The 11,672-nt window shown below is 56.6% G+C and carries 9 protein-coding genes; all 9 read left to right on the plus strand.

The genetic code is table 11. The annotated features are described in order from the left end of the window. The first annotated feature begins 32 nt into the window (after window positions 1-32). A complete protein-coding gene (locus tag VI215_11280; protein HEY6192892.1) occupies window positions 33-1,820 on the plus strand; it encodes a GspE/PulE family protein in 1,788 nt (595 codons plus the stop codon). A 187-nt stretch (window positions 1,821-2,007) separates the two neighbouring features. Then, on the plus strand, window positions 2,008-2,577 hold the full coding sequence (locus VI215_11285; protein ID HEY6192893.1) for a hypothetical protein: 570 nt from the start codon (window positions 2,008-2,010) through the stop codon (window positions 2,575-2,577). 66 nt (window positions 2,578-2,643) lie between these two features. Beyond that, window positions 2,644-3,225, plus strand: a complete 582-nt coding sequence (locus tag VI215_11290) for a hypothetical protein (protein ID HEY6192894.1) — start codon at window positions 2,644-2,646, stop codon at window positions 3,223-3,225. 15 nt (window positions 3,226-3,240) lie between these two features. Next, window positions 3,241-4,275, plus strand: a complete 1,035-nt coding sequence (locus VI215_11295; protein ID HEY6192895.1) for a hypothetical protein — start codon at window positions 3,241-3,243, stop codon at window positions 4,273-4,275. A 244-nt stretch (window positions 4,276-4,519) separates the two neighbouring features. Continuing rightward, entirely contained in the window at window positions 4,520-5,749 is a 1,230-nt protein-coding gene (locus tag VI215_11300) for a PilT/PilU family type 4a pilus ATPase (GenBank protein HEY6192896.1), read from the plus strand. 31 nt (window positions 5,750-5,780) lie between these two features. Next, on the plus strand, window positions 5,781-7,364 hold the full coding sequence (locus tag VI215_11305) for a hypothetical protein (protein HEY6192897.1): 1,584 nt from the start codon (window positions 5,781-5,783) through the stop codon (window positions 7,362-7,364). Window positions 7,365-7,401: 37 nt separating this feature from the next. Beyond that, on the plus strand, window positions 7,402-8,286 hold the full coding sequence (locus VI215_11310; protein HEY6192898.1) for a hypothetical protein: 885 nt from the start codon (window positions 7,402-7,404) through the stop codon (window positions 8,284-8,286). 19 nt (window positions 8,287-8,305) lie between these two features. Further along, window positions 8,306-9,586 (plus strand): type II and III secretion system protein, encoded by a 1,281-nt coding sequence (locus VI215_11315; GenBank protein ID HEY6192899.1) that lies wholly within the window; start codon window positions 8,306-8,308, stop codon window positions 9,584-9,586. 54 nt (window positions 9,587-9,640) lie between these two features. Next, window positions 9,641-11,647 (plus strand): hypothetical protein, encoded by a 2,007-nt coding sequence (locus VI215_11320; GenBank protein HEY6192900.1) that lies wholly within the window; start codon window positions 9,641-9,643, stop codon window positions 11,645-11,647. Window positions 11,648-11,672: the final 25 nt, after the last annotated feature.

Below are 11,672 nucleotides of genomic sequence, written 5' to 3' on the forward strand. Positions count from 1 at the left end.
CCGGCGGAGGAACAAATCCCCAACGAGTCGGAATGCCCGACGTAGATATCACCGATAAAATCGGGTACACGCTGCTCAAGAAGGGCATCGTGGATTACGAGACGCTGGAGAAATCCCTCCACGTCAGGGAAACCGAGGACAAAAAGACCCGGCGGAATCTCGGCCAGATTCTCGTCAGGGATTTCAATGTCGATCACGACGCGGTCTTCCGCGAGGTGGCCTCGCTCTACGCGTTCCGGGAAATAATCATCGACGATGAGACCCTGACTTCCGAGCGGATTGATTTCATCAAGCGCTTCATCGACCCGCTCCCCGACTACTATAAAGACCTCCTGATCCACACGAAAGTTCTCCCGCTCCGGTTCGACGAAAAACAGCCCGACAAGCTGATCCTCGTCGCGTGCGATCCAACGGACCGCAACATCCCCGCCATCGCGAGGGAGTTCCCGGTCAAGAAATATGAGGTCTGTTACTGCCGGTTGAAGGACCTCCAGGGATTGATGGAGCAGGTGATCCAGGTCGAGAACGAATTCCTGAAACTCCTCGCCAACGCCGACGTCGACATCACCTCGCCCGACGACGAGTCCATCCTGGACGAGGAAGCCCTCGAAAACGAAATCAGCAAGAGCGCCCTCGTCAACCTCGTGGAGGGAATCCTCGTGGAGGCGGTCAGGCAGGGTTCGAGCGATATACACATCATCGGCAAGGAGGGAAACCGCACCGAGTTTTATTTCCGTCTGGACGGCAGCCTCCGCCAGTGGTACGTTCAGGAAAACACGATGCCCGAGGCGATCGCGGCGGTCGTGAAGGACCGTTCGAAAAACGTCGACCGGTTCGAACGGGAAACGACGCAGGACGGATTCATCCAGAGGATGATCGACGGGTACCAGATCCGGTTCCGCGTTTCGATCATGCCGATCGTCGGCGTGGACATCAAGCACAAGTTCGAAAGCATCGTCATCCGCGTTCTCGACAACCGGAAGGTGATCACCGACCTCAACAAGCTGGGTCTGCAGGGTCCGGCAAAGGACTACTTCTACAAGGCGATATCGAAGCCGCAGGGGATCGTCATCCTCACCGGTCCCACGGGAAGCGGAAAGAGCACCACGCTGATCGCGGCGCTTCACCAGGTGGTCGATCCGACGGTGAACGTGCTGACGGTCGAGGAGCCTGTGGAATACATCATCAAGGGCGCGCGCCAGCTGAAGATCGGTCCGAAAATGGATTTCGATCAGGCGATCAGGGGAATTTTGCGTCACGATCCCGATATTGTGCTCGTGGGTGAAATGCGCGATAAGATCACGGCAGAAATCGCCATCAAGCTCGCGAACACGGGACATCTCACCTTTTCGACGCTTCACACAAACGACGCTCCGAGCGCTGTGACGAGGTTGTACAAGATGGGTGTCGAGCCGTTCCTCATCGCCTATGCCATCAACATCGTCGTCGCCCAGCGGCTGATCCGGACCCTCTGCGGCCTCTGCAAGCGTCCGATGAAACTGACGGACAAGGATATCGAGATTTACCAGAAGTTCGGGTTTACCGATCAGATGCTGCAGCAAGGGACCTTCTTCGAGCCGGTCGGGTGCGACAAGTGCGACCAGGGCTGGAAAGGACGCGCGGCCATCCACGAGGCATTGTATTTTAGCAGGGATATCCAGCAGATCATCGTCCGTTCAGGCCAGGAAATCGACGAAAACGCCATCCGCCAGCAGGCGATGAAAGACGGCATGTGGACCTTGCGGCGCTCCGGTATGGAACGGATGATGCAGGGAGTCACGACGCTCGAAGAGATCGTCTCCACTACGATCGAAGAATAGCCCACAGAATCGCGCTTCAGCGCGTTTCATTTCCACCCCCCGGAATTCCTCCGTTTTCGCCTTCAACCGGAGGCGTTTTCGCAACTACCCCCCCAGGGGTTGACCGCCCTCACATAACCCGTTGCGGCATTGGCCATCCTGTCGTAGATTGAAGCCAACACTTTGGAAATCTATGAACACTGGTCAAATGCTGTTGGTCCTGGGGGCGTTGATGCTTCTCTCGCTTGTCGCGCTCACCATCAATTCCATGCTCGTCAATAAGACGGCCACCATGCTTGAAGTGGAGGCCCATCTCGACGCCGTCTCGCTCGGTCAATCGATGCTGGACGAGATCCTCACGCAGGCGTACGACCAGGCCGTTGCGAACGGGGCGAAGGTCTTCGACTCGACCGGTTTCACCGCCACCGGAAGTTTCGGGCCGAACGGAACGGAAGCGACCAATGTCCCGTTGCCGGAACCGCCGGATACCGCGACTCCGTTCAAGTCGCTCAAGTATTATAACGACGTGGACGATTACAACGGATACAAGCGTCTTGCCTTTACGAGTGCCATGGGGACGTTCAGCATCATCGATAGCGTCTACTATGTCACCGAATTGGATCCGAGCGTGAAATCGACCCCGCAGACATTCTTTAAGAAAGTGGTGGTCACGATACGGCACCCGAACATGTATCCGTCTTCGGTTCCGTACAACCAATGGACGGGGAAGTATTACTTGCAGGTTACGGACGTGGCCGTGTACCGGCGATATTTTTGACCGCTTGATTTTTTTTCGAAGAGAGGGATTGCTTTTTGTGAACCGTGGAAAACGTGAGGTGAACAGATGTCAGTATTGATGGATATTATCGGGTCGATCGTCCTTGTCGGCATGCTCATGCTGATGGTCATGGGTATCAACATCAACATGAGTAACGAGACTTACAAGGGCTTAACGGATCTGAATCTTCAGACTCAATCGATTCAGCTCGCCCGGATTCTGGAGTTCGATCTGTATAAAGCCGGCTACGCCGTCTCAAAGCCGGGAGCCATCGCATTCGCGGACACTTCGAAAATAAAATTCTATACGAACCTGTTTAACATCGCCGGCAGGCGGGATAGCATCGAGTACGATCTCGGAGGGCTGGTGACCTCTTCACCGAATCCGGCGGACAAGTCGCTGTACCGCTTTGAGAACACGACAAAGGTGTTCATCAATTTCAGCGTCACCAGGTTCGTCCTGTCGTACTATAATTCGAGAGACTCGCTCCTGGCAGCGCCCGTCACGGGCAGCAATTTGGACAGCATCAAGGCGATCCGGGTCTACCTGACGCTCCAGAGCCCGACGCCGTTCGACACGACGCGGTCGGGTGGATCGAGCTATGTGTCCACGTATTATCAAAAACGGATCTATCCAAGAAACCTCTAATCGGGGGAAGCAGACATGGGAAGACTAGCGATCGTGATTGTTCTCGGGCTATCGATGACGGTGGGGATCGTCGGGTACACGCTCAACCAATCGAATAGAGGGTTGACGGAGAATGTGGCGGGATTCGACAAGTATGCGAATGCGCGAAATATTGCGCATACCGGTGTCAACATGATGCTCCGTGCGCTCGACAGGAATGACACCTCGATCATCGGTCCGATGAACCGCCTCGGGACTCCGATGATGGTCGTGAACGTAATGTCAGGGGTTTGTTCGGTCAGTATAAAACTCGCCAATCCTGCGTTTCTGGACACGGTCGATATCTGGAGTAAATCCAAATATATCGATACGACCCGCACCATGAATGTCCGTCTCAGGCGGCAGCCCATCCCGTTCCCGATCGTGAACGAGGCGGTAGGTCTTAATGCTACGAATGTCGGATTCAGCATGACCGGAGGCGCTTCCATCGACGGCCATAACCACGATATCGCCGGGAACCTCCTCGCGCCGAGTAGCAACGACAAGCCAGGGGTTGGAGTCATCACCCCCGGGGATACATCAAAGGTTCTCACCTACAGCAACAAAATCGATGGGACGGTGGACGTGGTGCGCGATAGCACCATGACCGACCCTTCGCAGTTCGTCGGCGATTACATAAATGCAGCAGACTATACGTTTACCAGCGGTTCCTACGGCAGCAATATGACATGGGGGTCGGTGAATACGCCCGCGGTCGTTTATTGCACCGGGGCGGTCAACTTCCAGGGAAATATCGAAGGTTGGGGAATTCTGGTCGTTTCGGGAAAGATTTCAATGTCCGGGACATTCGTCTTTCACGGACTCCTCATCGCCTATAACGACGCTACGATTGATCTCCAGTTCGGTACCGGCACCCCGACGGTGGTTGGCGGTGTGCTCATGGGAGGATCAAGCGGCAGCCAGTTCACCATGAAGGGGAGCAGTAACGTCAGCTACAGCAAGGATGCCCTCGAATTGGCCAAATACATTAATAAACTGCAGGCTTACAGGGTTATGTACTGGTATGAGTAAATCCGGATCGTAAGCCCTGAGCGCCTGCTTCCGAAGCAGGAAAAATGCCCTGAATACCGAAAAAACCTTATCCAGGGCATTTTTTTGGGCTTTTGTGTCCCTTGGCACACGTTTTACCCTTTTTTGGGTCGGGCTATTGACAAGGGCGTAATTTTTGCCTATATTCGACACGCTGTTAACAAGAAGGTAATATAAGATATCTAAAGGATAACTTTAAATCATTGCCTGAACGAGAAAATCGCGAATGGAAGAAGCAATCTCCATACTGAGAGAAATTGTCCGCAACATCCCGGAGACGGCTTACGGGGTGGAACGACAGATGCTGATCGGGGACCTGGCGACAAGGGAATCGCAGGAAGAGCGCACCCTGATCAAGCGGATGTTCGACGGATTTCTCCTGCGGATGTCCGAAATAACGGCCTCGGACATCGACCTCGGGGGCACCGGGACCCGGGGCCAGATATGGTACAGGATCCATGGCGTGAAGAAGCCCGATCCCTCGCTTCCAGCCCTCACGTTCGACGAGGTCAACGTGCTTATCCAGAGCATCATGCTGGAACGGCAGCGCCAGTACCTCTACGAAAACAGGAATCTCGATTTCTCCTATTCGATCGTCCAGGGCGAGAACTATTACCGTTTCCGCGCCGACGCCTATTTCGACCTCGATCAGCTCGGCCTCAACATGCGTGCGATCAACAACGCGGTGAGGCCCTACAAGAGTCTCGAACTGCATCCCAACGTCACCCGGATCGTCAGCCTCGCCCACACGAAGGAAGGCCTCATTCTCGTCACCGGGATCACCGGTTCGGGCAAGAGCTCGACGCTCGACAGCATTCTCGATCTGAACAACCACTCGATTGACGCCCATTGCGTGATCATCGCGTCGCCGGTCGAATTCGTGCACAAACCCGACCGCTGCATCATCCGGCACCGGGAAGTCGGGCGCGACGTGCTTTCTTTTAAGGAGGGCGCCGTCCAGTCCCTCCGCCAGGATCCCGACATCATCATCATCGGCGAGTTGCGCGACCCGGACACGATCCTTACCGCGCTGGAAATCACCGATAGCGGTCACAAGGTGTTCTCGACGCTTCACACCTCTTCCGCGGTGGAAAGCATCGACCGTATCATCGGAGAAATTCCCCCGATCGAACAGGAACGCGTGAGGAACCGGCTGGCGGACGTGATCGTGGCGGTGATCTCCCAGAAGCTGATCCCGAGCCTCGACAAGCGCCGCGTCCTCGCGAAGGAAGTCATGATCGCGACTCCGTCGGTGAAGGCGGCGATCAAGAACAACAACACCGGGGAAATTTATCAGATGATGTCGGAATCGTCCGAGCAGGGCATGACGACGATGGAGCAGGACCTGAAACGCCTGTATCTGGCGAAACGCATTTCGCTCGAGACGGCGATGAATTTCGCGAACAACAAGAGGAGGCTGCAGCAGATTCTGAACCTTGTTCCGCAGGGAAATTGATTTCTGATTATTCACAAGGATAAGCACATCTATGGCGTCACTGAGGGGAAATAGAAATAGTGCCATCGGGCTGTTTGTGGACGGCCTGGAACTCAAATTTGCGAAGCTCTCTCTCAAGCGCGGGACCGTTGTGCTGGATGAAGTCCAAACCGCGCAGCTTGCGACCAAGCTCGAGGAACGTCATACCGCGACCGCAGAGCTCGACACGCTCGGGGAATCGATGGACACCTTCGCTCTTCCCTCCAGCGGAGAAGGGGGCGAAACCCTTGCCATCGACAACAACAGCGTGCTCGTCGGGCTCCTCTCGAAGTACCCGGCCGCAAGTTACGTTTTGGGATATGCGATCTCCGAGCCGAGCATCTATTATCATGTGCTCGAGAGCGACTTCGGGCTCGCCGGAAAGAAACTGAAACAACGGGCGGTCGACGAGCTGAGGAACGTCCGGGCGGTGCAGCCGTCGCTCGATTCGATCGATTTCTTCCATTCCGCCGAAAAGAATCTTGTCTGCGTTGTGCGCGAAAACGGCGCGACGATGCTCAATACCCTCCAGGATATCAAGCCCTTCCTCGGGAAGCGGCTTCCGCGCATCGCGCTGATCGAGATCGCCGATGTCGCCTTGATGAACCTTGCGCGCGCCAACTACGGGTTTGCCGCCGACGAAATCACGACGATCGTGTACGTCGGGGTCGAGTTCACGCGCCTGATCTTCATGAGGGGTTCGGAGTTCTTCCATTTTGCGCCGTTGCTCGGCGAGGGCCACGATTCCCCGAACATCCAGAACACGATCTACAGCCGCCTGCTTCTCGAGCAGGATAACATGGGCATTCCCCGCATCGACAAGATCCTCCTGGCGGGGGAGAGCCGGCGGATCGATCTCGATAAGTTCATCCGGGAACAACTGCCGGAGGTCGACGTCCAGTACATGCGGGTTCCGTATCTCGATACGACCAGCTTGTCGGCCGAAATGCAGGAACAGATCCCGGAGTATGCCGTCGCGATCGCCACGGCGTGGAAACTCCTCGATGACGATCATCCGGGGTTCTATCCGGTCAACCTCCTGCCGGAATCGGTCCGCGAGGGGCAACGGACGTTTAAGCTTGCGTGGCACGGCCAGATACTTCTCGCCCTGGTGTTTCTGAGCACCTTCTATTTCACGTCCCAGTACGGCACGGTGCAGAAGGAGGTGTCGACCCGGAAGGCCACGCTGAGCCAGCTGCAGGACAAGGTGGCTGAGAACGAAAAGCTGAAAGTCGCAATCGCCAGCCTGAACGAACAAATCGGCAGGTATAACACCGCGCTCGCCGTTTACGACTCGCTTGTCCCGGGAAGCGACCGTTGGAACAGGATGCTTGCCCAGCTGACGAAGGGTGTCGAAGACCTGGGAGCGGTCTGGATCACGGAAGTCAAGTCTCTCGGCGCCGGAGCGATGAGCATTACGGGGTTCACCCTCTACCGCGCGCGCATTCCCAGGATCGCGGCCCTGTTCGATAACGCGACCCTCACGAAGGTGGAAGTGAAGGAGATTCGGGAAAAATCGCCTTCGGTCTACAGCTTCATCATCTCGGTTCCGCCGCAGCAGGAAAAAACGCCGCCGGCGGCTGGCGGCACTCAGTAACAGCAATGGAACTGATTCCAATAAACCGGAGATAAACGTGTCATATACGATTCGAAATACGATTGTCCTGGGTTCCGTCCTCCTGCTCCTTCTCCTGGTCGGATTTTACGTGACGGCGATCTACCTGCCGAGAAGCCTGACGGCCATCAACGCGGAGATCAGGAAACTCGAGGTCGATCTTCAGAACACGCCCGATCTCGCCAACCAGTACAACCAGACGGCGGCCCAGCTGGCCGACATGAAGAAACGGTGGGAGACCCGCAACAAGGATGTTCCCCCGAAAGACGTCACGGGCGAGACCTACGGCTACCTGAACCGCACGATCGACGTGAGCGGCGAGGTGAAGATGGATCTTACGTACGTCGGGCCCCGGGATTTCGGCACCTACGGGTATAACGTTTATACGCTCAAGGGTGAGGCGCCGTTCAATAATATCTACCGGTTCATCTGGTACGCGGAAAACGGGCGCCGGCTGATGAAGATTTCAAACCTGAGCCTGAGAGGGTATGAGGCCAAGGACAAGGTGACCGCGGAAACCAAAATCCTGGTCCTCTTCGAGATGGAGCTTGAATCCTATTATTCCTCCATACCCGAATTGAACAACGCGCCGGGTCAGGTGACCGCAACGCCGTTGACGCTGACTTCGAACCCCTTCTACCCGCTGATCTTCCACGAGATCCCGCCGCCGCAGGCGAACGAGATCGAGATTGAGCGGTCGGATCTGAAGGCGGTGATACCGGGTAAAGCATTCATTGTCGATCAGAATCAAAAATCGCGGATCCTCGAAGAGGGCGATAAAGTGTACCTGGGCTACGTCACGAGGATCCTCCCGAACGAGGGGAAGATCGAGTGCCTCCTCAATAAGGGCGGAGTGGCGGAGCGGTATGAACTCAGAATTCGTGTTGGTCAATCGGTTAAATAGAACAAACAACGGAGTATTCATGAAAAAGGCATTCATTCTGGTATCGTTCCTGCTGTCCCTGCTGTTCGTTCAGATCGCGCTCCCGCAATCGCGCGATACGCGGATAAAAACCAAGGGGTATGTGAATCCGCAGGAAATTGTCTCGCTTGATTCGACGATGCGCATGGACCAGGCACTCCTTGTGATCGGCGAGCTGAGCAAGCAATACGCAGGAAAGATCATCATCGATCCCGGGAAGCACAAGAACCCGATCGGTGTCTATATCGTGAATGAGCACTGGCGCGACGCTCTCGACAAAATCTGCCGGTTCAACCATTTGCAGGTCGTCGAGGAATCGGAATATATCCAGATTCTGCCGGAAGGCGCGACGACCGTCGCCGAGAGCCAGCAGCGTCCCGGACAACCCCTGACCGAACCGCCGCCGACGCTGCAAAGCCGGGACATCAGAATCTCCGCGGTCTTTTTCACCACAAGCCTGTCGAAACTTCAGGATTACGGCATCAGCTGGAATTTCTTCCGGTCAAAGCCGAAGGAACCCGCCCTCACCGGATATATCGCCTCGGGGATTAACAAGGGCGACACGACCTCCCATGTACCCCCGGCCCAGGCGGCGGGGGGAGCAGCCGGAGCCGGCGGCGCGGGGGGAAGCGGCCCTTCGCTCGACAAGTTCATCGGCGTGATTCAATCTCCGCCTTCATTCACCTTTGCGAATATTGACGCTCTCGTCAAGTTCTTTGGCCAGAACTCACTTGGAGAAGTGATCACGAGCCCCGAAGTCGTCGTCCGCGACGGCAAGAAGGGAAGAATCCAGGTTGGCAAGGACATCTATATCCAGACGAGGGATGTCGCGGGCAATACCGTCAACCAGCAGATATCGACGGGTACCATCATCGACGTCACCCCGACCCTCTACACGCAGTCGGATACCGATTTCATCTATCTCGATCTGACGATCGAACAGAGCGATGTGGCCCCTGGACCGGAAATCAACAAGACGAATGTCAACACCAGAACGCTCCTCTACGACGGCGAGGAAACCGTGATCGGCGGCCTCTTTAATACGACCGACGTGGAAACAAGGGAGGGAATACCCTTCCTGAAGGATCTGCCCTGGTGGTTCCTCGGGCTCCGGTATGTGTTCGGGTCTGAGAGCAAGGTCAAGACGAAGAACGAGCTGATCGTCCTTCTGAAGGCGGAACTCCTTCAGCCGCTCCGGGGCAGGATCTCCGCCCACAAGACCGAGCAGGAGCTCCTGAGGGATAAGAAGAAAGAGTACGACAGAGAAATCGACAAGAAATGACCACCCAATGGCGAACCTAAGACAACGACTTTTATATACCAAGGGAAATTAAATATGACCTCCAGACTCATACTTGTACTCGCCTCAGTCTCCCTGATCTTCGGATTGTGGAACTGCGAGGATCTCCCCCCGACGGGGACGCCGGGCGGAAAGCCGACGGCGTCGACGGCCCACCTGACGGGTTTTGTGCACGACGTCAGTACAAACTCGGTCCTCGCCAACGCGAGCGTTTCCCTCACGGTTGCCGGGGTGACGAACTCGGTGACAACCGGCACGGATGGGGTGTTCCGGTTTGAAATCGACCTGGCCGCCAATGAGGTCGCGGACGCGATCCTGAATGTCCACAAGAACGGCTATATCAACAGGTCGCTGGAATTCGGGGTAGCGAAGGACACCACGATCGATGTTGGACTCACGGTGGATCTTTCCACCTCCGCCACCATCGTCGGTGTGGTGCGGGACAGCGTCACGCTCTATCCGCTCCGCAACACGAACATTCTCGTGGCGCTGCCGGGCGTGACCGATGCCGCGACGACCCCCATTGACGGATCGTTCCAGATCTATGCGGATTTGGTGGACCGCGACTCCCTGCCCGTGACGATTACGGCGTTCCATGACGGTTATAAGACGAAGCAGATAAGAGTCGTGCTCCACAAAGGACGGACGACCAATCTGGGCGGCGTCTTGATGAGCGTGGATGTGGCATCGACGGTCGCGCAGGTGCTGGGAAGGGTCCTTGACAGCCAGTCGAACCTCCCGCTCAACAACGCGAAGGTCACGATCGTCACGAACCTCGTCGTGGACAGCGTCCTGACGTCGGTGGCGGGTGAATTCTCCTTCACGATCGATCTCCAGGGGCTCTCCTCGATCTCGGGCCTCCTGAAGCTCGACAAACCGGGGTATTCGTCGCAGGCGTTCAACTTCTCCGTTCCGGCGGGCCAGGCGCTTTCACAGACCTTTACGATGGACCGCGACACGACGACCGGCGTCCGGGATTCGTCGGCGACCGGAAGCGCGCATTCAATCGCGTTCATCGGGATGTCGTCGAACCAGATTTCGGTCTACGGAGTGGGCGGCACCGAAGCGACGATCCTTACGTGGGAAGTCCGGGATTCGCTCGGATTCCCGATCGACTTCGACCACAGGGATACGGTGCAGTTCTCCATCACCGGAGCTCCCGTCGGCGGCGGGGCCTACGTCTCCCCGGCGACCGCACAAACGAACGCTTCCGGAAGGGTCTCGACGACCGTCAATAGCGGAACCGTTTCGGGTGTCATCCAGTTTTCCGCGACACTCAGGCGAAATTCCGACGGGGCGATCATCTCCTCGACGCCTGTCATCATCACGGTCAACGCCGGACTCCCCGATCAGGCGCACTTCACGATCGGATTCGACCAGTTCAACTTCCCGGGTTGGGATTGGGTGAATCACACGGACGGAGTCCTCGTTCAGGTCGGCGATAAATACAGCAATCCCGTCAAGGTCGGAACCGCCGTCTATTTCAGCACAACCGGCGGGCTCATCGATGCTTCGGGATTCACCGACGTCACGAGCCATGCGAGAGTGTTAGTCTACAGCGGCAATCCGCGGCCGGTCGACCCCTTTGCCGGGATCGGTTTTGGCCGGATAACCGCTACGACGATCGGCGAGAACGCGGCGACAGTCAGTTCCTCCGGGCTGATCTTGTTCTCGGGGATCTCGCAGATTTCGAACGTAAATCCGCTTTCATTCGCAGTGGCACGCGGCGGAGCTTCCGTCCCGATCACGTTTACGGTCTCGGATGAGAACGGGAACCCGCTTTCGGCGACCACACACATCACCGTCACGCTTCAGTACACGCCGCCCCCGAATTCGCAGATCAATCTGGTCGCGAACGGGGATGTGGATGTGACGCTGGGGGATGTGCAGGCGCGGGGTGTGGGATCGACTCAGTTCTCATTCCGCGTGGTGGATCAGACGATCGGCGGAGTTCCATCACAGGTTCCCGTGACTGTCGTTATCAAGGTCACGAGCCCCAACGGAAATCCGGCGGACGTTCAACTATCGGGAACGATCGGCTAGACCAGCGGTCAAAGGTATCCGGAAA

Source organism: Bacteroidota bacterium (genome assembly GCA_036522515.1).
Lineage (GTDB): Bacteria > Bacteroidota > Ignavibacteria > UBA10030 > SZUA-254 > VBOC01.

Bases quoted from the DNA above. Each gene is read 5' to 3' on its own strand.
- VI215_11280 (HEY6192892.1), top strand. From the start codon at position 33: ATGCCCGACGTAGATATCACCGATAAAATCGGGTACACGCTGCTCAAG.
- VI215_11285 (HEY6192893.1), top strand. From the start codon at position 2,008: ATGCTGTTGGTCCTGGGGGCGTTGATGCTTCTCTCGCTTGTCGCGCTC.
- VI215_11290 (HEY6192894.1), top strand. From the start codon at position 2,644: ATGTCAGTATTGATGGATATTATCGGGTCGATCGTCCTTGTCGGCATG.
- VI215_11295 (HEY6192895.1), top strand. From the start codon at position 3,241: ATGGGAAGACTAGCGATCGTGATTGTTCTCGGGCTATCGATGACGGTG.
- VI215_11300 (HEY6192896.1), top strand. From the start codon at position 4,520: ATGGAAGAAGCAATCTCCATACTGAGAGAAATTGTCCGCAACATCCCG.
- VI215_11305 (HEY6192897.1), top strand. From the start codon at position 5,781: ATGGCGTCACTGAGGGGAAATAGAAATAGTGCCATCGGGCTGTTTGTG.
- VI215_11315 (HEY6192899.1), top strand. From the start codon at position 8,306: ATGAAAAAGGCATTCATTCTGGTATCGTTCCTGCTGTCCCTGCTGTTC.
- VI215_11320 (HEY6192900.1), top strand. From the start codon at position 9,641: ATGACCTCCAGACTCATACTTGTACTCGCCTCAGTCTCCCTGATCTTC.